Annotated in this window: 18 protein-coding genes; 13 read left to right on the forward strand and 5 right to left on the reverse strand. The window is 58.6% G+C overall.

Annotated features, from left to right (window positions below; translation table 11 throughout):
* The first annotated feature begins 11 nt into the window (after positions 1-11).
* The 3 genes from ACR0JX_RS15510 to ACR0JX_RS15520 are packed head-to-tail and all read left to right on the forward strand — an operon-like array spanning position 12 to position 3,821.
* Entirely contained in the window at positions 12-299 is a 288-nt protein-coding gene (locus ACR0JX_RS15510) for a sarcosine oxidase subunit delta (RefSeq protein WP_480544689.1), read from the forward strand.
* Positions 296-3,256, forward strand: a complete 2,961-nt coding sequence (locus ACR0JX_RS15515) for a sarcosine oxidase subunit alpha family protein (protein ID WP_480544690.1) — start codon at positions 296-298, stop codon at positions 3,254-3,256. Before ACR0JX_RS15510 ends, ACR0JX_RS15515 begins: the two co-directional genes overlap by 4 nt.
* On the forward strand, positions 3,249-3,821 hold the full coding sequence (locus tag ACR0JX_RS15520) for a sarcosine oxidase subunit gamma (protein WP_480544691.1): 573 nt from the start codon (positions 3,249-3,251) through the stop codon (positions 3,819-3,821). Before ACR0JX_RS15515 ends, ACR0JX_RS15520 begins: the two co-directional genes overlap by 8 nt.
* Positions 3,822-3,828: 7 nt before the next feature.
* On the opposite strand, the gene ACR0JX_RS15525 is transcribed toward ACR0JX_RS15520, so the two are convergent.
* Complete coding sequence (locus ACR0JX_RS15525; protein ID WP_480544692.1) at positions 3,829-4,863, reverse strand: GlxA family transcriptional regulator; 1,035 nt, start codon at positions 4,861-4,863, stop codon at positions 3,829-3,831.
* A 165-nt stretch (positions 4,864-5,028) separates the two neighbouring features.
* On the opposite strand from ACR0JX_RS15525, the gene ACR0JX_RS15530 reads away from it, so the two are divergent.
* From ACR0JX_RS15530 to glnT, 5 genes are all read left to right on the forward strand, one after another.
* Complete coding sequence (locus ACR0JX_RS15530; RefSeq protein WP_480544693.1) at positions 5,029-5,673, forward strand: helix-turn-helix domain-containing protein; 645 nt, start codon at positions 5,029-5,031, stop codon at positions 5,671-5,673.
* A 149-nt stretch (positions 5,674-5,822) separates the two neighbouring features.
* Entirely contained in the window at positions 5,823-6,719 is an 897-nt protein-coding gene (locus ACR0JX_RS15535; protein WP_480544694.1) for a class II glutamine amidotransferase, read from the forward strand.
* A gap of 1 nt (position 6,720) precedes the next feature.
* Positions 6,721-7,398 carry a protein GlxC gene (locus tag ACR0JX_RS15540; protein ID WP_480544695.1) on the forward strand — a complete coding sequence of 226 codons (678 nt, stop codon included), beginning with the start codon at positions 6,721-6,723 and terminating at the stop codon, positions 7,396-7,398.
* 10 nt (positions 7,399-7,408) lie between these two features.
* Complete coding sequence (locus ACR0JX_RS15545; RefSeq protein WP_480544696.1) at positions 7,409-8,746, forward strand: FMN-binding glutamate synthase family protein; 1,338 nt, start codon at positions 7,409-7,411, stop codon at positions 8,744-8,746.
* Between the two features lie 77 nt (positions 8,747-8,823).
* The gene (gene glnT, locus ACR0JX_RS15550) at positions 8,824-10,152 is read left to right on the forward strand and encodes a type III glutamate--ammonia ligase (protein ID WP_480544697.1); all 1,329 of its coding nucleotides are present in this window, start codon (positions 8,824-8,826) and stop codon (positions 10,150-10,152) included.
* A gap of 43 nt (positions 10,153-10,195) precedes the next feature.
* Here the strand turns inward: glnT and ACR0JX_RS15555 are convergent, their stop codons facing one another.
* Complete coding sequence (locus ACR0JX_RS15555; RefSeq protein WP_480544698.1) at positions 10,196-10,873, reverse strand: GntR family transcriptional regulator; 678 nt, start codon at positions 10,871-10,873, stop codon at positions 10,196-10,198.
* Positions 10,874-10,976: 103 nt separating this feature from the next.
* Between ACR0JX_RS15555 and ACR0JX_RS15560 the strand changes: the two genes are divergently transcribed.
* From ACR0JX_RS15560 to ACR0JX_RS15580, 5 genes are read left to right on the forward strand one after another with little or no spacing between them, the layout of a single operon-like run.
* Complete coding sequence (locus tag ACR0JX_RS15560; RefSeq protein ID WP_480544699.1) at positions 10,977-11,579, forward strand: amino acid synthesis family protein; 603 nt, start codon at positions 10,977-10,979, stop codon at positions 11,577-11,579.
* Positions 11,551-12,378 carry an alpha/beta fold hydrolase gene (locus ACR0JX_RS15565; protein WP_480544700.1) on the forward strand — a complete coding sequence of 276 codons (828 nt, stop codon included), beginning with the start codon at positions 11,551-11,553 and terminating at the stop codon, positions 12,376-12,378. The genes ACR0JX_RS15560 and ACR0JX_RS15565 overlap by 29 nt, the downstream gene beginning before the upstream one ends.
* The gene (locus tag ACR0JX_RS15570; RefSeq protein WP_480544701.1) at positions 12,375-13,310 is read left to right on the forward strand and encodes a flavin reductase; all 936 of its coding nucleotides are present in this window, start codon (positions 12,375-12,377) and stop codon (positions 13,308-13,310) included. Before ACR0JX_RS15565 ends, ACR0JX_RS15570 begins: the two co-directional genes overlap by 4 nt.
* A 6-nt stretch (positions 13,311-13,316) precedes the next feature.
* Entirely contained in the window at positions 13,317-14,354 is a 1,038-nt protein-coding gene (locus tag ACR0JX_RS15575; RefSeq protein ID WP_480544702.1) for an LLM class flavin-dependent oxidoreductase, read from the forward strand.
* Positions 14,355-14,368: 14 nt separating this feature from the next.
* The gene (locus tag ACR0JX_RS15580) at positions 14,369-15,832 is read left to right on the forward strand and encodes an aldehyde dehydrogenase (protein ID WP_480544703.1); all 1,464 of its coding nucleotides are present in this window, start codon (positions 14,369-14,371) and stop codon (positions 15,830-15,832) included.
* Positions 15,833-15,863: 31 nt separating this feature from the next.
* On the opposite strand, the gene ACR0JX_RS15585 is transcribed toward ACR0JX_RS15580, so the two are convergent.
* The 3 genes from ACR0JX_RS15585 to ACR0JX_RS15595 are packed head-to-tail and all read right to left on the reverse strand — an operon-like array spanning position 15,864 to position 19,610.
* Positions 15,864-17,396, reverse strand: a complete 1,533-nt coding sequence (locus ACR0JX_RS15585) for a sensor histidine kinase (protein ID WP_480544704.1) — start codon at positions 17,394-17,396, stop codon at positions 15,864-15,866.
* Entirely contained in the window at positions 17,381-18,073 is a 693-nt protein-coding gene (locus ACR0JX_RS15590; RefSeq protein ID WP_480544705.1) for a response regulator transcription factor, read from the reverse strand. The genes ACR0JX_RS15585 and ACR0JX_RS15590 overlap by 16 nt, the downstream gene beginning before the upstream one ends.
* 13 nt (positions 18,074-18,086) lie before the next feature.
* Entirely contained in the window at positions 18,087-19,610 is a 1,524-nt protein-coding gene (locus tag ACR0JX_RS15595) for a DUF4153 domain-containing protein (RefSeq protein WP_480544706.1), read from the reverse strand.
* Positions 19,611-19,920: the final 310 nt, after the last annotated feature.

A 19,920-nucleotide genomic window follows, 5' to 3' on the forward strand; every position in this document is an offset into this window, starting at 1 on the left:
GGAGCCGACATATGATTATCGAACATCCTCTTCTCGGCCCCCGCGATGCGCAGGAATTCGTGTATCTGGGCGACGCGGCGTTGATCAACCGACCCGACCGGCAGGCCGACAACGCGGACGAAGCGTTTCATGACTATCTCTACTTGCGCGATAACCCGGCGGGTGAGCATCGGGAGCTCTGGTATCATGAACAAGGTGACCGGTCGTGGCTGGTGGTCACGCGCAACACGCTGACTCATGAAATTACCAAAGTTGAACTGGCCCGCGACGTGGCCCGGGCACGGGGGCGCGGCAGATGAGCGGACAGATCAATCGACTAAACGGTGGGCTAGTCGACCACGGGCAAAGCCTGAACTTCACCTTTGATGGCAAAAGCTATCAAGGGCTTGCAGGCGATACGCTGGCCTCGGCCTTGCTGGCCAATGGCGTGCGCCTTATGGGCCGATCGTTCAAATACCATCGTCCACGCGGTGTGCTGACCGCCGGGTCTGAAGAACCCAACGCGCTGGTCGAACTGCGCCAAGGCGGGCGGCAGGAGCCAAATACACGCGCGACTGTGGCTGAGCTGTATGATGGGCTTGAGGCGCAGTCTCAGAACCGGTGGCCGTCACTGCAACGCGACGTGATGGCGGTCAACGATCTGTTCAGCAACTTCCTGACGGCGGGCTTTTACTACAAAACCTTCATGTGGCCCAAGGCGTTTTGGGAGAAGCTGTACGAGCCCATCATCCGCCACGCCGCCGGGCTGGGCAGCGTGTCGGGCGAAGATGATCCAGACCTATATGACAAAGGCTTCCTTCATTGCGATCTGCTCGTGATCGGCGCAGGTCCTGCGGGTCTATCTGCCGCCCTGACGACAGGCCGTGCCGGGGCGCGGGTCATTCTGGCGGATGAAGATTTTGCCCTGGGTGGACGGCTGAACTCCGAGAGTTTTGCCATCAGTGACATAGCGGGGTCAGCTTGGGCGGCTCAAACCGTGGCCGAACTCATGTCTATGGACAATGTCCGCTTGTTGCCGCGCACCACGGTGATCGGGGCATTCGACCACGGCATCTACGGCGCAGTTGAACGGATCGCGGACCACAAACCGCAGCCCGGAGCGGCCGAGCCGCGTCAGATCTTCTGGCGGATCTATTCGAAACGGGCGGTTCTGTGTGCAGGTGCTACCGAGCGCCCCATCGCTTTCCCGAACAATGATCGACCAGGCATCATGATGGCGGGGGCCGTGCGCTCGTATGCCAATCGCTGGGCGGTGACGCCGCATGAACGGGTGGCGGTCTTCACCAATAACGATGACGGGCATCGCACCGCTGCGGACCTGATGGCAAAGGGCGTCAATGTCGCCGCGGTGATCGACACGCGAGCCGATGCGCCAGCGGTCGCGGGTGCCGAGCTGTTTGCCGGGGCTCAGGTCATTGGCAGCAAAGGGCGGCTCGGCCTTGAGACCATTACGATCCAAACGCAGCAAGGCTTTACCACGGATGTTATCTGCGGTGCGCTTGCTGTTTCGGGCGGCTGGAATCCGAACGTTCATCTGACGTGCCATCAGCGTGGGCGGCCTGAGTGGAACGAGGATCTGGCTGCGTTTGTGCCGGGTGAATCTCTTCCGGTTGGCCTGTCTGTGGCTGGTGCAGCCGCAGGCGCGTTGTCGACCCATGGCGCGCTGGAAACCGGGGCCGCCCGTGCAGTCGAGGCGCTGGCTGATCTGGGAATTCAGACCACGCCGGGCGATCTGCCGGAAGCCGAGGATGCGCCGGTCAACCTGCAGCCCTTCTGGTATGTGAAAGACGGCAAAGGCCGGGCCTGGATCGACCAGCAGAACGACGTGACGGTCAAGGATGTGAAACTGGCGCATCAGGAGAACTATGTCTCGGTCGAGCATTTGAAACGCTATACGACCCTTGGGATGGCAACCGATCAGGGCAAGACCTCGAATATGGGCGGTCTGGCGGTGATGGCCGAGATGACCGGCAAGTCGATCCCCGAGACCGGGACGACGATTTTCCGACCACCCTATACGCCGGTGGCCATGGGGACGCTAGCCGGACGCGCCATTGGCAAGCATTTCCATCCAACCCGCGAGACCCCAAGCCACAAATGGGCAGTCGAGCAGGGCGCGGTATTCACGGAAGCGGGCGACTGGCTGCGTGCGCAGTGGTATCCGCGCAAGGGCGAAACCCATTGGCGGCAATCGGTGGATCGCGAGGTTCTGGCGACCCGCAACTCGGTCGGCATCTGCGATGTGACCACGCTGGGCAAGATCGACGTGCAAGGTGCGGATGCGGCGGAGTTTCTGAACAAGATCTACTCGAACGGTTTCGCCAAACTGCCTGTCGGCAAGGTGCGTTATGGTCTGATGTTGCGTGAGGATGGTATCGCCTATGACGACGGCACCGCCGCGCGGTTTTCCGAGGATCATTTCGTTGTCACCACAACCACGGCAAACGCAGTTTTGGTCTATCGCCAGATGGAATTTGCGCGGCAATGTCTGTGGCCCGATCTGGATGTTCAACTGATCTCAACCACCGAGGCCTGGGCGCAATATGCTGTTGCCGGGCCAAATTCGCGCAAGCTGCTGCAAAAACTGGTTGATGCCGAGTTCGACATCTCAAACGACGCCTTCCCGTTCATGGCCTGCAGCGAAATCACGGTCTGCGGCGGCTGCCGCGCGCGGCTGTTCCGTATCTCGTTCAGCGGTGAGCTGGCCTATGAGATCGCGGTGCCGACCCGCTATGGTGACGCCCTGATCCGGGCGCTGATGGAGGCAGGAGAAGAGTTTGATGTGACCCCCTATGGCACCGAAGCCCTGGGTGTTATGCGGATCGAAAAAGGTCACGCGACAGGCAATGAGATCAATGGCACGACAACGGCGCTGAACCTCGGCCTTGGGCGGATGGTCAGCAAGAAGAAAGACTGTATCGGCAATACGCTCAGCGAACGGGGCGGGTTGAATGAACCGGACGCGTTGCGATTGGTGGGGCTGAAACCGGTCAATGCCACACAACCCGTCACTGCGGGTGGGCATCTGATGAACAAGGATGGGCCGGTCGATGCAGCTCATGATCAGGGCTATGTCACCTCGGCGGCGTATTCGCCAAACCTGGGTTCCTCGATCGGGCTTGGTTTCCTGAAAAACGGAGCTGACCGGATAGGAGAAGTCATCCGTCTGGTTAATCCTCTGGAAGGGTCCGAGACTGAGGTTGAGGTCGTCAGCGCCCATTTTGTCGATCCGGAAGGGGAGCGTCTTCGTGCATAAACTGAAAGCCATCACCGCACTGGGTGCGCGTGAACCAAAGGTGTCGACCATTGGCGATATCACCCTGAGCGAGGTTGCCGACCGCGCTTTGGCTTCCGTGTCAATGCGATTGGGTCAGGATGCCAAATTCGCCAAACGGGCAAAAGACACGCTAGGGATCGAACTCCCTAACCCTGGGGGCGCAGAGGTCGGTTCGCCGTACTCCGCCTTTTGGATTGGTCCTGACAGTTGGATGATCGACGCGAGCTATGCTTCACATCACGCCATTGCCGCAGACCTCAAATCTGCCTTGCAGGACACGGCCTCGGTGGTTGAACAAACCGATAGCTGGTGCCGGTTTGATGTAGCAGGCGCCTCTGTCTGCGATCTGTACGAGCGGCTGTGCAACGTAGATATTCGCGCTATGCAGGCCCAGAAAGCGACCCGTTGCGCCATTCATCACATTGGCTGCTACCTGTGGTGCATCGAAGCCGGAACACGCTTTGCGGTTTTGGGGCCAAGGTCCTCGGCAGGTTCGCTGTATCACGCATTGGAAGAGGCGGCGCAGTCGATCGGGGGGCGCTAAACCGCATTCAGTGCAGGAAGCTGTCGCGCGTATGCCGGAACTGATTACGCGCCTGACGATCCTGGCGGGGTGAGGCGCCAAATTGCTCGGCATATTGCCGCGACATCGAGGTCGGGTTGGTATAGCCAACCGCCTGCGCGATGGATGTGAGCGAATCCTGCGTATAGATCACCAGCTGCCGCGCTGCTCGCAGGCGTAGCTGCCTATAGTATTCGCCGGGGCTTTGGCCCACCGCTTGGCGAAAGCTGCGCTCAAGATGGCGGGCCGATACGCCAACCTGCTGTGCGATTTCGCGCGTTGTCAGCGGAAACTCAAGGTTCTCGGAAAACAGTCGAACCGCATGTGAGACCACGGTTGGTAGATGATCAGCGGTTTCATCGGTCTGAAAGGTCGGGGTTTTCTGGCGGATATTCGGGCTGCGGATCGCGGGATGCTGGAACCAGCACGCGACCTCGGTCATGATCGCATCACCCAAAGTGGTTTCTATCATATGCAACGTGAGATCAAATGCCGCTGCCGCGCCTGAAGCGGTAAAGCTGCGTTGGTTCACGGCAATCACATCATTGCTGACCTCGATCTGAGGAAAAGCGTGCTCGAACGCGGTGCGATAAAGCCAATGGACCGAACAGGTTTGTCCGTCCAGCACACCGGACTTGGCCAGTGGAAAGACTCCTCCGCTGATTGCGCATAGACTGGTGCCGTGGCGCGACAGGTAGCGCAGCTTTGCGGACACGTCATTTGGCTCATTAAACTGCCCGTCGGGTTCGGACAAGACAACAAGAAAATCAACGCTTTCTATAGCGTTCAACGCGCCGCCAGCTTGAAACTGAATGCCTGCACTACATTCAACCGACGCGCCATCCTCGGAATACAGTGTCCACACAAACAGTTTTCTCTGTGCGATTTCATTGGCCGCGCGCAACGGTTCGATCACTGATGACAGACAGGCCATCGGAAAGCTGGGCAGCAGAAGAAAACCGACGAAAATCTCTTCGCGCCCTTCCAGGCCCAGGTCTTTCAGGGGTGGCGCTGCTTGGGGCATGTCAGCCTCCGTTACTCGTAATCCAGGCCTAAACGTCACAAGATTGTGTCAGCTTTATACCTAGATGCAAAAAATATTCCCCTCAAGACCATCTACCCAAGGTAGACCACTATGTGACATGGTTGGGCGTGACTAACAAATGACATCAATGGAGCGGGAATAACTTTGGCTAAGACAAGCGAAGACAACGCGACCCTTTCGCAGAATCCGCACCGGTTGCGCGACAGCGGTGAAAAGAACCTTGAAACCGCGATTGGCCGCGAAATCAAAGCACTTCGATTGCAACAGGGAACTACGATATCCGAGTTATCTGCCCTGACAGGCTTGTCGATCAGTATGCTGTCGAAGATTGAAAACGGGGCAACGTCGCCTTCTCTGACCACATTGCAAGCACTGGCAGATGCGCTGAGTGCCCCGATTACCTCGTTCTTTCGCCGCTATGAGGAAACCAGAAACGCCGTACACACTAAAGCAGGCGAGGGGGCCGAGACCGAGCGCGCCGGAACGCGGGCTGGGCATCAGTATAACCTGCTGGGCCATCTGGGCGCCAATTCCAGCGGTGTCGTGGTTGAACCCTATCTGATCACGCTGACCGAGGAATCAGACCGCTTCCCAACCTTTCAGCATGACGGGATCGAGATGCTGTACATGCTGGAAGGAGAGGTCGACTATCGCCATGGCGATGAAATCTACCCACTCAAACCCGGCGATACGTTGTTCTTTGATGCCGATGCACCTCATGGGCCGGAGGTTCTGGTGAAACTACCCGCTAAATATCTGTCGATCATCTCATACCCTCAAACCGGCTAAATCCGGTCTTCAATTTTCGGCGATTGCGTTAAAGCGCCTGAAATTTCAGCAGTCCAGTTTTTCCTATCAGGAAAATTAGTTTCTCAATGTTGCTTTTGACGAGGCGCACTGCTAGCGTCCGTTCGACAGAATTTCAAGGGATCAAGCGGATGTGCGGAATTGTCGGTCTGTTTCTCAAGGACAAAACGCTGGAACCTGAGCTGGGGGCAATGCTGACGGATATGCTGGTCACAATGACCGACCGCGGCCCGGACAGCGCCGGTATCGCAATATACGGAGCCGAGGCCAATGGGCGCGCAAAGTTGACGGTTCAGTCGGATGTACCTAATCAGGATTTCCCAACCCTGGCCGACGAACTTGGCACCGCAATCGGCGCCGACATCTCGTTACGGGCGAATGACACTCATGCGGTTCTGGACCTGGATAGCGCTAAGGTCGAGCGGGCCCGTCATGCGGTGCGCGCGCTGCGCCCGGGCCTGCGCGTCATGTCGGATGGCGAAGCGATTGAGATCTATAAAGAGGTTGGGTTGCCTCAGGATGTCGCGGATCGCTTCGGGCTTGCAACAATGGGCGGCAGCCACGGTATCGGGCATACGCGTATGGCCACCGAATCCGCCGTCACCACGGAAGGGGCCCATCCGTTCAACACGGGCGCAGATCAGTGCCTTGTTCATAACGGCTCACTGTCCAACCACAACGCGTTACGCCGAAAGCTGAAGCGTGAAGGCGTGCGGGTCGAATCGATGAACGATACCGAGGTTGGCGCGGCCTATTTGACTTGGCGCATGCAAAACGGGGCGACCCTGGGGGAGGCGCTGGAAAGCAGTCTGGACGACCTCGATGGGTTCTTCACCTTTGTTGTTGGAACCAAGGACGGGTTTGGTGTCGTCCGCGATCCGATCGCGTGCAAACCTGCAGTGATGGCCGAGACCGATCAATACGTGGCCTTTGGCAGCGAATATCGTGCGCTGGTAAACTTGCCGGGCATCCAAGCCGCCAAGGTCTGGGAACCCGAACCCGCAACCGTCTATTTCTGGAGCCACTAGCATGCAGGTCTATGATGTCGAAGAAAGCGGTCTGCGCGGCTTGAACGCGGCCTTGCAGGCACAAAGCACTGAGACCAACCAGACCAGCTGGGAGGTGCAGAACCCCAAGGGCAGCCACGCTATTGCGGTGGGTCTGGATGCCCCGATTGAGGTCACGGTCAAAGGGTCCACAGGATATTATTGCGCGGGCATGAACCAGCAGGCGACCATTTTGGTCGAGGGCTCTGTAGGGCCGGGCGTCGCTGAGAATATGATGTCAGGCACCGTGATCATTGACGGCGATGCCAGCCAATATGCGGGCGCAACCGGGCATGGCGGGCTGCTGGTGATCAAGGGCAACGCGAGCTCACGCTGCGGGATCTCGATGAAGGGCATCGACATCGTGGTGCATGGCAATATCGGCCATATGTCGGCCTTCATGGCGCAGGCGGGGAACCTCGTGGTTTGTGGTGATGCGGGCGATGCGCTTGGCGATTCACTCTATGAAGCAAGGCTGTTCGTTCGTGGCTCGGTCAAAAGCCTGGGCGCGGACTGCGTCGAGAAAGAGATGCGTCCTGAACATCTGGAGATTCTGAAGGATTTGCTGGACCGCGCAGGCAGTGTCGCCAAGCCCGAAGAGTTCAGGCGCTATGGCTCGGGTCGCAAGCTCTATAACTTTGACCTCGACAACGCCTATTAAGGAGATCGGAATGAAAGACTCGGATCAAAACATCCCGCGTACCATGCCGATCCAGTCGGCGACATTCTCCAATGAGGTCAATGCCGAAATCCGACGCGCAGCAGCCACCGGTATCTATGACATTCGCGGCGGTGGAGCCAAACGCAAGGTGCCGCATTTCGACGATTTGCTGTTTCTGGGCGCATCGGTCAGCCGTTACCCGTTGGAAGGCTATCGCGAGCGCTGTGATACCTCGGTCACTTTGGGCGCGCGCTTTGCCAAGACCCCCATTCAACTGGACATTCCCGTTACCATTGCAGGGATGAGCTTTGGAGCGCTCTCCGGCCCCGCGAAAGAGGCTTTGGGCCGTGGTGCGTCAATGGCAGGCACCTCCACCACCACCGGGGATGGCGGTATGACGCCCGAAGAACGCGGGCATTCGTCAAAGCTGGTCTATCAGTATCTGCCCTCGCGCTACGGCATGAATCCCAACGATCTGCGCAAGGCGGACGCCATTGAGATCGTGGTCGGGCAAGGTGCCAAGCCCGGCGGCGGCGGCATGCTATTGGGTCAGAAGATCAGCGACCGCGTCGCCGAGATGCGCACGCTCCCCAAGGGGATCGACCAACGCTCGGCCTGTCGTCACCCGGACTGGACTGGGCCGGATGATCTGGAGATCAAAATCCTTGAACTGCGCGAAATCACCGGATGGCAGGTGCCGATCTATGTCAAGGTCGGCGCAACCCGGCCCTATTATGACACCGCTTTGGCGGTGAAGGCCGGGGCGGATGTTGTGGTCATGGATGGGATGCAGGGCGGCACGGCGGCCACGCAGGACGTGTTCATCGAACATGTTGGCATCCCGACGCTGGCCTGTATCCGCCCCGCCGTGCAGGCGCTGCAGGATCTGGGTGTGCATCGCGAGGTCCAGCTGGTGATCTCGGGCGGGATCCGCACCGGGGCCGATGTGGCCAAGGCGATGGCTCTGGGCGCTGATGCGGTGGCCATTGGCACAGCGGCCCTGATCGCTTTGGGCGACAACGATCCCAAATGGGAGGCCGAGTATCAGAAGCTCGGCACTACCACCGGGGCCTATGATGACTGGCATGAAGGGCAGGACCCGGCAGGCATCACCACTCAGGACCCGGACCTCTCCGCGCGGCTGGACCCCGTCGAGGCTGGGCGACGGCTGCGCAATTATCTGAACGTCATGACCCTTGAGGCGCAGACCATTGCCCGCGCCTGTGGCCATAACAGCCTGCATAATCTGGAGCCCGAGGACCTCTGCGCCCTGACGATGGAGGCAGCGGCCATGGCAAAGGTGCCGCTGGCGGGCACCGACTGGTACCCCGGAAAGGCCGGGTTCTGATTGAACAAACACCAAGGCGCGGCCCCAACGGGCGGCGCCTTTCTTCTTTTGATCCAACAGGGAAAGGAAAGCCGACCATGACGACAGATCTGGCTGCTTTCGCCGCAGAAAAAGGCGTCAAATACTTCATGATTTCATTCACCGATCTGTTCGGTGGGCAGCGGGCCAAACTGGTTCCGGCACAGGCCATTGCCGACATGCAGGAGGAAGGCGCAGGTTTTGCCGGCTTTGCCACTTATCTCGACATGACCCCGGCGCATCCCGACATGCTGGCCGTGCCCGACCCGTCCTCGGTGATCCAGCTGCCTTGGAAGCCCGAGGTTGCCTGGGTTGCAGGCAATTGCGTGATGGAGGGTGAGGACGTGGCCCAAGCCCCGCGCAACGTGCTGCGCCGCTTGATCAATGAGGCCGCCGCCGAAGGTATGCATGTCAAAACCGGCATCGAGGCCGAGTTCTTCCTGCTGACCCCCGATGGCGAACAAATCAGTGACCCGTTCGATACGGCCGAAAAACCCTGTTACGATCAGCAAGCTGTCATGCGCCGCTATGACGTGGTGCGCGAGATCTGCGACTACATGCTCGACCTCGGTTGGGGCCCGTACCAGAACGACCACGAGGACGCCAATGGCCAGTTCGAGATGAACTGGGAATTTGATGACGTTCTGCGCACAGCCGACAAGCATTCTTTCTTCAAGTTCATGACCAAATCTGTGGCAGAAAAGCACGGCTTCCGCGCCACCTTCATGCCCAAGCCTATCGAAGGGCTGACCGGTAATGGCTGCCATGCTCATATCTCGGTCTGGGACGCGCCGGGGGCAGGTTCGAAAACCAACGTGTTTGCGGGTGAGGGCGACGGTCCGACGGGAGAGGTTGGCCTCAGCGAGAAAGGCAAGCACTTCCTCGGCGGTATCATGAAGCACGCCAGCGCTCTGGCGGCGATCACCAACCCGACGGTGAATTCGTACAAACGCATCAACGCCCCACGCACCATGTCGGGCGCGACCTGGGCCCCCAATACCGTGACCTGGACCGGCAACAACCGCACCCACATGGTCCGGGTGCCCGGTCCGGGCCGGTTCGAACTGCGCCTCGCTGACGGTGCCACCAATCCCTATCTGCTGCAGGCGGTCATCATAGCGGCAGGCTTATCAGGTCTTCGCTCCAAAGCCGATCCGGGACCGCGCTATGACATCGACATGTATGCCGAAGGTCACACAGTCGAGAACGCACCAAGATTGCCACTGAACATGCTGGATGCTCTGCGCGAGTATGACAGGGACGCCGATTTGAAAACCGCGATGGGCGAAGAGTTTTCTGCAGCATACCTGAAGATGAAACATCAGGAATGGACCTCATTCGTCAGCCATTTCTCTCGCTGGGAGAAAGAGCATACGCTGGATATCTGACCAGAAGCGTGCCGCACCAATCATCCAAACCAATGGCTGTGGATCATGGACCTGACGCGAAAAGCCGTTCCGCGATTCTCGTGGTGTCATCCAGATGCCGCTCGACCGCCTTGCGGGCGGCGGCAGGATTGCCCGAGATGATGGCCTCGCAAATCTGTTCCATATGCGCGATACCGGGCTGATCTCGGTCTTTAGACGACAGGGTCATCATGCGTAGGCGGCTGATCCGCCCATTCAGGCGCTGGACGATATCCCAGGCGATATGATGCCCCGCGCCGTCAAAAATCTCGGAATAAAAATCCGCCGTGGCGCGAAACACGGCGCCAGAGGTTTTGCCCTTGAACCCGCGTCTAAGGCGGTCCAGAGCATGCCTTAGTGCCTTTTCACGATCCGGGGTCATGTTGCGTGCGCAGTTCTCGGCGGCTGCGGTTTCCAGCATGCGGCGGATATCATAGATTTGGCGCGCATCCTCCCAGGTCATGATCGCGACGATCGGTCCGCGTCCCGGCAGAATCTCTACCAGACCTTCCGCTTCGAGATATCGGATGGTCTCGCGAACCACCGTCCGGCTGACGCCCAATTGGTCACAAAGCGGACGTTCCACCAGCCGCTCGCCGGGCTCGAACGCACCTTCGATGATCGCCTCGCGCATCCTCTCCTGCACCATGTCGCGCAAGGTGGCCGGAGGGTGATCTATCTTCGTCAGTTTCGATGCTGCCATAGCCAAAGCAGTAGCGGTTTGGTGATTTCTGCACAAGGTATGATTGACAATTTGTATGATGGTATACCATCTTCTTCTGTATCGAATCGCAAGGACCTGCCAAATGCCCGCCGAAATCCGCAAAACCCTGCTGCATGTTGAGAACACCCTGATCGAAGGGGGGAAGGTGGCGGAAACACCGCTTAAGATGATTGCTGCCGTTGCAGTCATCAGAAACCCCTGGGCCGGGCGCGGTTTTGTTGACGACCTAAAGCCCGAAATCCACGATTGCGCGCCGGGTCTAGGCAAGATGCTGACCGACATGGTGCTGGAGGCTGCTGGCGGTGGCGACAAAGTCGAAGGCTATGGCAAAGCCGCCATCGTTGGTGTGAATGGCGAGGTCGAGCACGGCTCGGCCCTGATCCACACGCTGCGGTTTGGCAATTTCTACCGCGAGGCCGTAGGCGCGAAATCCTATCTGGCGTTCACCAACACACGCGGTCCGGCCAATGCGGCGATGCAAATCCCGCTGATGGACAAGAACGATGGCGGGCGGCGTAGTCACTATCTGACCATTCAACTGCAGGTGGCGGATGCCCCCGCACCTGATGAGATCATGATCGCATTAGGGGCCTCCATCGGGGGCCGTCCGCATCACCGCATTGGCGACCGGTATCAGGATCTGAAGGAACTGGGTCATGACGTCGACAACCCTGCAGCTGTCTGAACCCTTCGGGCAGGTCTCATACCGCGAGGCGGGACAGACCCATGCGCGGGTTCGCGCACCCGTCGTGCTGATCCACGGGGTTGGCATGCAGTCGGCGGCCTGGACCCCGCAGATCCAAGCGCTGTCGAAGACGCACCATGTGGTCGCTCTGGATATGCCGGGACACGGGGGCAGCGACCCGATCCCCGCAGGCTCGGAGCTTCCGGTCTTTGTTGGTTGGCTGCGCGCCGTTGTCGATGCGCTTGAGCTAAAGCAGGTGAACCTGACCGGTCACTCGATGGGTGCCCTGATTGCAGGCGGTTTTGCAGTTTGCCACCCCGATCGCGTTGCGCGCGTTGCACTGCTGAACGGCGTATTCTGTCGCGACACAGCGGCCAGTGATTCAGTCGTCGCACGGGCTGAACAGATCAGGGCTGGATCGTTCGATCTGGAAACACCCTTGCAACGCTGGTTTGGGGATACCCCCATGGAAAAACAGGCCCGAAAGGATGTGGCAGGGTGGCTGTCGGAGGTGGATATCGCCGGCTACGCAACAGCCTACGATGCGTTTGCCCGTGGCGATGCGCTTTATGCGGAACGGTTTGACAAGATCACATGCCCTCTGCTGGCTTTGACCGGTGAGAGCGACCCGAACTCCACCCCCGCAATGTCGCATGCGATGGCCAGTGCGGCCCCCAATGGCCGCGCCGTGATCATCAAAAACCACAGGCATATGGTAAACCTCACGGCACCGGATGAGGTCAACGCAGCCCTGACCGACTGGTTGCATATGCCAACTGAACAGGACGTGCTGACATGATTGAATTTAACCCAAGCACACTCGATGACCCGCGCGCGCTACGCAACGCCTTTGGCAGTTTCATGACAGGGGTGACTGTTGTCACCACCCATGACGATGCTGGGGAACCGTTGGGCTTCACCGCGAACTCGTTCACTTCGGTCTCGCTGAATCCGCCTTTGGTTCTGGTTTGCGTGGCCAACACCTCCAGCAACTACGAAACCTTCGCCGCGACCAGGCGATTTGCCATCAACATCCTGTCGGAGGCGCAGATTGAAGTGTCTAACACCTTTGCCCGCCCAGTCGAGGATCGGTTTGCAACCGTTGACTGGCAACCGGGCCCCCATGGCTCACCCATTTTGGACAGCGTCTCTGCCTGGTTTGACTGCGCGATGCACAAGACCATTGATGCTGGGGATCACCTGATCCTGATCGGTCAGGTCAAAGCATTTGATCAGGATATCGCGCCGGGTCTGGGTTATGCGCGCGGCGCCTATGTCACACCAGCGGCCGAGGCGCGGGCACTCAGCAAACGGTCTGACATGGTGGTTTCCGCCTTGATCGAGAGGGATGGCAAAATCCTGTTGCAGGATGATGGCAACGGTCACCTGACCATTCCCAAAACCGATGATGTGGCGGGCGGTGCAAATGCTGCACTCGCGCAGCTGATCCGGGAAAGCGGCATCCACGCCGAGCCCGGGTTCATTTACTCGGTTTTTCAGGATGAAGCGCGCAAACAGCAACATATCTCGTTCTTGTGTCAGGCAGACAGCGGCGACCCGGCAAACGGTATTTTCACCGAAATCACCGCTACAACGCTGATGGATGTCTCCGACCCTGCACTCTGTACGATGTTGGAGCGGTTTGCGGCGGAAAGTCAGCTCGGGAACTTTGGGGTGTATTACGGCAACGAGGTCAGCGGTGAGGTCAAGCCGCTGTCCGGCAGGAGGTAAAGGCGCATGAAATTCTCGCTCTTTGCGCATATGGAACGGATCTCGGAAGATCAGGACCAGAAGCAGCTTTATGATGAGTTCATCCAGCTGTGCAAAATCGCTGATGACGGTGGCATGCACGCGGTCTGGACCGGTGAACATCACGGGATGAATTTCACCATCGCGCCGAACCCGTTCCTGAATCTGGTCGATGTGGCGCGCCATACCAAAAACGTGCGGCTTGGTACGGGTACGATCATCGCCCCGTTCTGGCATCCGATCCGACTGGCGGGTGAAGCGGCAATGACGGACATCATCACGGATGGGCGTCTGGATCTGGGTATCGCGCGTGGGGCGTACAGCTTTGAATATGAACGGCTGATGCCCGGTATGGATGCCTGGGAAGCCGGGCAGCGGATGCGCGAGCTGATCCCCGCTGTTCAGAACCTGTGGCAAGGGGATTACGCACATAAAGGCGAGTTTTTTGAATTCCCCAAAACAACCTCAGCCCCGCAACCGGTGCAACAGGATGGACCCCCGATCTGGGTTGCGGCGCGGGATCCAAACAGCCACGAGTTCGCAGTGTCAAATGGCTGCAATGTGCAGGTGACCCCGCTGTGGAACGGCGATGAAGAGGTCACAAGCCTGATGTCCAAATTCAACGACGCCTGCGCCAAATTCCCCGACATTCCGCGCCCGCGTATCATGCTGCTGATGCACACCTATGTGGCCAGCGATGAGGCGGATGTGAAACAGGCGGCGATCGAGTTGAACCGGTTTTACAACTATTTCGGTGCCTGGTTCATGAACAAGCGCGAGATTACACAAGGCCTGATCGATCCGCTGACCGAGGAAGAGATCGCAGCGCATCCGTTTTATTCCCCTGAAAACATCGAGCGCGATCTGGTCATCGGCACGGTTGACAGTGTTATTGACCGTCTGCGCAATTATCAGGCGTTGGGGTATGACGAATACTCGTTCTGGATCGATTCCAGCATGCCGTTCGAGCGCAAGAAAGCCTCGCTTGAGCGGTTTATCAAAGACGTCATGCCGACGTTTCAATAAAGAGGTGCCGAAAAATGCAGCGGTTTCAACAGTATATTGATGGCGCATTATCGGACGGTGCGGCACAGTTTGACAGTCTGGACCCGGCAACCGGCGCGGTTTGGGCAAAAATGCCCGAGGCCAGAGCGGAAGATGTCAATCAGGCTGTCGAAGCCGCAGATCGTGCGTTTTGCGCACCTGACTGGGCGGGGATAACAGCCACTGCTCGGGGTAAATTGCTGTATCGGCTGGCTGATCTGATCGCAGAAAACGCCTCGCGTCTGGCCGAACTGGAGACTCGCGATACCGGCAAGATTATTCGCGAAACCTCGGCCCAGATTGCCTATGTCGCCGATTACTATCGCTACTACGCCGGACTGGCCGACAAGATCGAAGGGGCGCATCTGCCCATCGACAAACCGGATATGGAGGTCTGGCTGCGCCGCGAACCCATCGGCGTGGTGGCGGCTGTGGTGCCCTGGAATTCGCAACTGTTCCTGTCGGCGGTCAAGATCGGCCCTGCCTTGGCGGCAGGCTGCACGGTTGTTCTTAAAGCCTCGGAAGAGGGGCCAGCCCCGATGCTGGAATTTGCCCGCATCTTCGATCAGGCGGGCTTTCCGAAAGGCGTGCTGAACGTCATCACCGGCGGGCCGGTCGTCGGCGCCACCCTGACCGGCCATCCGAAAGTGGCGCATGTTGCCTTTACCGGCGGGCCGGAGACCGCGCGCCATATCGTGCGAAACTCGGCTGAAAACCTGGCCTCGACCTCTCTGGAGCTGGGTGGAAAATCACCGTTCATCGTGTTCGAAGATGCCGATATCGAAAGCGCCGTAAACGCGCAGGTTTCGGGGATTTTCGCGGCAACAGGGCAGAGCTGTGTTGCCGGTTCGCGGCTGGTGGTGCAGGCCTCGATCAAGGACGAATTCCTGTCGCGGCTCAAGGCCAAAGCCGAAGCGGTCGTGATCGGCGCGCCCGATGACATGAGCACAGAGATTGGCCCGCTTTGCACCCTGCGCCAGCGCGATCACGCGGTCGACCTGATCCAGCGCTCAATCGCAAAGGGGGCCATGCTGATCACTGGAGGGCACCCGATTGACCGGGATGGGTTCTATTTTCCACCCACTATTCTGGATTGTTCGGACGTGCCGGACGCCGATAGCCTGACAAACGAATTCTTCGGCCCGGTCTTGTCGGTTGTTTCGTTCGAGACCGAGGCCGAAGCCATCAACATTGCCAACGATACACAGTTCGGCCTGGCCTCGGGCCTGTTCACGCAGAACCTGACACGTGCGCATCGCATGATCCGCGCCATTCGTTCGGGCATCGTCTGGGTCAATACCTATCGTGCCGTCAGCCCCATCGCCCCGTTCGGAGGCCACGGCCTGTCCGGTCATGGGCGCGAGGGCGGCCTGCAAGCGGCGCTGGATTATACCAAGATCAAATCCGTCTGGCTGCGCACCAGCGACGACCCGATCCCGGACCCGTTTGTCATGCGCTGATGGCGAATGCGCCCGAATGCCTCTGTCACTTTCAGGCAGATTTCTGATCGAATGTGATCAGGAAACAGGCCCCTTCCTGGCTTGGACCCACGCTCAACTCTGCCTCAACCGCCTCGGCGGTGGCTTTGACGATATTCAGGCCCATGCCGGTGCCGCCACTGTTCCGGCGCGTTGTGAAAAAGGGTTGCAGCACCTTCTCGACATTCCCCTCGCTGATCCCCGGACCATCATCCTCGATTCTAAGACCCGCCTGATTGATACTCAGGCGCACACGGCCTGCGCCATGTTGATGCGCGTTCTGCAACAGGTGGGTCAGCATGATCGACAGGGTGCTTTTATCGACCGGCAGAGGCTGGATGTTGTTTTCAATCTCCAGCGTCAGTTGCGGAAAGGCCTGCCTCAACTCGGCGGCGATATCTTCCAGACAACAGGTTCCGGTCAGGGCGCTCTGATCGGCCAGGCTGAAGGCGCGCATGTTTGACAGCAAATCCTCCATCCGCGTGCTGCTTTTGTCCACAGCATCCAAGAGCCTGTGCTTTTGGGATTTGGGCAAACCGTCGTCGCGCAACAGCTCAGCCGCGCCTTTCAGCGCAGTCAGCGGCGATTTCAGCTCATGGGTCACATGGGCCGTATAGGTTTTCAGCGCATCCTGCTTGCTTTGCAGACGCTCGGTCAGGGACTGAAAGCTGCGGCTCAGATCCTCCAATTCGCGCGTGCCCAGTTGATCGGGCGGCTCCCACGGTTGGCCTCCATACCCGGCGGATTGGCTGCGCTGAATCAACAGCCGAATGGGCTGCGTGATGAAGCGCCAGAAAACATAGCCGATCAGCGCGGTCGACAGCGCGACAAAGGCCGCCGCCTTGATCAGATTGAACCGCTCACCATAGAGGAAACGGAAAATATGGTTCGGTGTCCGGCTGAGATAGACAGCACCAATCAGCGTTTCGCCGTTGAATACCGGCATGGCAACAAACACCCGCACACGCGCGCCGCGGCTCAGAGTATAAAGGGCAGGGGGCCGGTCCTCGCGCAGTCGTGTCCGCGCGACCGAGGCCGTTTCGCCAGACAGGGCAAGCTGCACCTCAGCCACATGGCCCAGTCCCTTGTCGATCTCGGCGGTACCGGCAAAAACATTGCCATCGGTGTCCAGAAACCGATACCCGACCAGCGTGCGCGCCTGTGCCGCGTCAGAGATACGGGTCAGTGGCGCAGCGATCGCCTGATATACCCGTCCGGATGACGCAGAAACCTGCGTCGCATCCGGGCGCGGCGGCAGGATCGTCTCTCGATTGACCGACAGCGACGGGAAGACCGGGTCATAGCTTGCGCCTGGCCCCGTGTCGGACGTTTGCGACCCTGTTTGCTCGGCATAAAGCTCGGCAAAGGTGGCAGACATCACCGCCGCTTGGGACAGCAGGCTTTCCTCGGTTTGTTGTACCAGCTGACTGTCGTAGAACCGGAACAGGATCAACCCGGCAAACGGTAAACACAGGACTATTGCCAGCACCAGCAGAACCACGGTCCAAAGGCGGGGGCGCCATCTGCGCACTAACCGGAGGTGCATGGACCCATCCTGAGGCCGACACCATGCACCGTCACGATCCCCTCGGCGCATCCGACAGCTGCCAACTTGGCCCGGATGTTGCGGATATGACTGTCGATGGTCCGATCCGAAACATGGATGTTGTAGCCATAAAGCGCGTCCACCAATTGCGCGCGTGACAGAACATGATCGGGACGGGCCATCAACGTCGCCAGCAATCTGAATTCCGACCCGGTCAACGCCACGTCAGTCGCGCCAAACCGACAGAGATGCCGGTCAGGGTCAAGCGCCAGATCACCGTGCACCAGCCCCTGTTCCGTCGGCGGGCTGGACGATCCAGTGCGCTTCAGGATGGCCCGGATGCGCGCCACAAGCTCCCGCGGCGAGAATGGTTTGGTCAGATAGTCATCAGCACCAATTTCCAGGCCGACAATCCGGTCAATCTCATCATCCCGCGCTGTCAGAAACAGGATCGGCACGTCCGAGGATTTGCGGATTTCACGACAAACCTCCAATCCGTCTTTCTCGGGCAAGCCAATGTCCAGAACTATCAGGTCAGGGTTTTCTGTTTGGCTGCTTTGAAGCGCTGTGACGCCATCAGCGGCAAACAGGGTCTCATAACCGGCTTTTTCAACCGCGATCCCGGTCACGTCCAGGATATTGGGGTCGTCATCGACGACAAGAATGCGAGAGGGCATCAAACGCGGTCCTTTAGATGTGTTGCTGATAATAGGCTTGGATTCGCCATCTCCGAAAGCCCCATTCGCGCCATGTGTCGATACGGTTTCGGTTTAGGGCGTAGCGCATAGATCTGCCACACAGCTGTTGGTTGGTCTCAAGCTCGTAGGCGTGGATGACGGGGTAAGCGTCAGTGCCCAGGTTGCAAATGTAGTAACCATCGCGTGAAGCAACATCTCCGTGACGCAGGTTGTAGTTGGCAATGATTTCAGCAAAATTTACAAAGCAACAGGCATATAATGTGACCAGCGTCGCCACAAAGCACCGCCGCAGTAGCCAGACACGGGTTTGACCCAGGTGGATTTGCAACAGGGTCAGAACCAGCCCAATCATCACCAGCGCCATCCAGATGAAGGCGGCGACCCGCAGATGGGTCAGTGCGTAGGCCTCAACATAGAATTGCAATCGAAAGGCTGCGGTCACCACCAGAAACACGTTCTGCGCAAGCCACAAATAGACCAGCGCCCGCAGCGTTGCGTCGGTTCTGATCATGGAGTGGGTTGCCAAGGTGAACAACCCTGCCAGCAAGGCGGTCACGACCAAGGGATAGGCGCCCCGGTGGGCATAGGTCGCATAGCTCATTCCCTCGGGCAGCGCGACGCCACCGGTCAGGATGCCAAGGTCCATGACCGTCTGCACAAGAAACAGAAGATTGAACAGCATCAACGAATTGCGCACAGACGCCGGGTTGATCAAGAAAGCGGATCGGGCAGGCCCGGCCATCGGAGCAACAGGTTGGCGGGTCCTTGGACCCAGCCACGGGTCGCTGAGGTTCAGGTAAGGCCAGATCAGACAGGCACATATGCCCCAGAACAAGGCGCGAAACCAGAACTCGCTTGCAAGCAGATACCCCGGATCAAGCGCCTCAATCACGTTTTCAAGCACTGGGTTTGCGATGGCCAACAAGGCCAGAAACACCACCCCCATGATCAGCGGCAACAGCAATGACGCTGCGTGGCTTCGCAGACCCGTGCCCAAATTGACATCGTGTTTTTCCGACAGGACGTCTCGGATCAGCATAGCAGCGCCAATAGTCGGCAAGCGGAACGCCAACCGCACTGCTGCGCCTTCATTCGACTTTCCACCATAAACAACCCAAACCGCCAGACAGATAACGCCGCCCAGACTGAACAGCACCGACAGGAATTGAAGATCAATCGCCACCGGCAGATTGCATAAAGCAGTAAATCCGATTGCCCAAATCCATTCCGATCTGCTGGGCCGTTCGCGTTTGGCAAACATGATCGCAGCTGACAGAACCACCGCAAACACCGCAATCGAAATGCCCAGTGGCTGCTTCCAAAACAACCAATCCGCTAATGTGATCAGCGCCGCCAACACCGGGATCGCGTGCTGAATACGAACCGCGCTGAGCAACGCGCCGTCTGGTTTTGTGCTGCGAGGGTGATCTTGCTGCGGTGTGGTGATCGTTTCCAACCACCACGCATCGCGTTTGATGCGGTCGGGAACGCCTTGGATGATCAGCTCTTGCCTCATGTTCTGCCCCTTGTTTGCCAGTCTGATTGTTGGCAAACCTGCCCATGCCAAATGCAGCTTTACCGATCTGTGCGCGTAGGGATCGGGGGGCTTTCGTGCAGGTTTCGTGCAGGTTAGGAAAGACGGTTGGGCAAAAAACAAACCCCGTCATCCAGACCCGGACTTGCAGAAGAATCGGCATCGATCCTGCAATATCGAATAACGTCGATGCATAAGTCACTAATATTTAGTGAATTGACGTTCGCGTAACTTAAAGTCTGGAAATTTCCTGTAACTTCTGCAAGATACGTCGACACGTTTGGAAATACGC

It is taken from the genome of Ruegeria sp. AH7 (genome assembly GCF_056541325.1).

What these genes read in the sequence shown, in the direction of transcription:
- ACR0JX_RS15510 (WP_480544689.1), top strand. Translation starts at nt 12, where the DNA reads ATGATTATCGAACATCCTCTTCTCGGCCCCCGCGATGCGCAGGAATTC.
- ACR0JX_RS15515 (WP_480544690.1), top strand. Translation starts at nt 296, where the DNA reads ATGAGCGGACAGATCAATCGACTAAACGGTGGGCTAGTCGACCACGGG.
- ACR0JX_RS15525 (WP_480544692.1), bottom strand. Translation starts at nt 4,863, where the DNA reads ATGCCCCAAGCAGCGCCACCCCTGAAAGACCTGGGCCTGGAAGGGCGC.
- ACR0JX_RS15535 (WP_480544694.1), top strand. Translation starts at nt 5,823, where the DNA reads ATGTGCGGAATTGTCGGTCTGTTTCTCAAGGACAAAACGCTGGAACCT.
- ACR0JX_RS15540 (WP_480544695.1), top strand. Translation starts at nt 6,721, where the DNA reads ATGCAGGTCTATGATGTCGAAGAAAGCGGTCTGCGCGGCTTGAACGCG.
- ACR0JX_RS15545 (WP_480544696.1), top strand. Translation starts at nt 7,409, where the DNA reads ATGAAAGACTCGGATCAAAACATCCCGCGTACCATGCCGATCCAGTCG.
- glnT (WP_480544697.1), top strand. Translation starts at nt 8,824, where the DNA reads ATGACGACAGATCTGGCTGCTTTCGCCGCAGAAAAAGGCGTCAAATAC.
- ACR0JX_RS15555 (WP_480544698.1), bottom strand. Translation starts at nt 10,873, where the DNA reads ATGGCAGCATCGAAACTGACGAAGATAGATCACCCTCCGGCCACCTTG.
- ACR0JX_RS15560 (WP_480544699.1), top strand. Translation starts at nt 10,977, where the DNA reads ATGCCCGCCGAAATCCGCAAAACCCTGCTGCATGTTGAGAACACCCTG.
- ACR0JX_RS15565 (WP_480544700.1), top strand. Translation starts at nt 11,551, where the DNA reads ATGACGTCGACAACCCTGCAGCTGTCTGAACCCTTCGGGCAGGTCTCA.
- ACR0JX_RS15570 (WP_480544701.1), top strand. Translation starts at nt 12,375, where the DNA reads ATGATTGAATTTAACCCAAGCACACTCGATGACCCGCGCGCGCTACGC.
- ACR0JX_RS15575 (WP_480544702.1), top strand. Translation starts at nt 13,317, where the DNA reads ATGAAATTCTCGCTCTTTGCGCATATGGAACGGATCTCGGAAGATCAG.
- ACR0JX_RS15580 (WP_480544703.1), top strand. Translation starts at nt 14,369, where the DNA reads ATGCAGCGGTTTCAACAGTATATTGATGGCGCATTATCGGACGGTGCG.
- ACR0JX_RS15585 (WP_480544704.1), bottom strand. Translation starts at nt 17,396, where the DNA reads ATGCACCTCCGGTTAGTGCGCAGATGGCGCCCCCGCCTTTGGACCGTG.
- ACR0JX_RS15590 (WP_480544705.1), bottom strand. Translation starts at nt 18,073, where the DNA reads ATGCCCTCTCGCATTCTTGTCGTCGATGACGACCCCAATATCCTGGAC.
- ACR0JX_RS15595 (WP_480544706.1), bottom strand. Translation starts at nt 19,610, where the DNA reads ATGAGGCAAGAGCTGATCATCCAAGGCGTTCCCGACCGCATCAAACGC.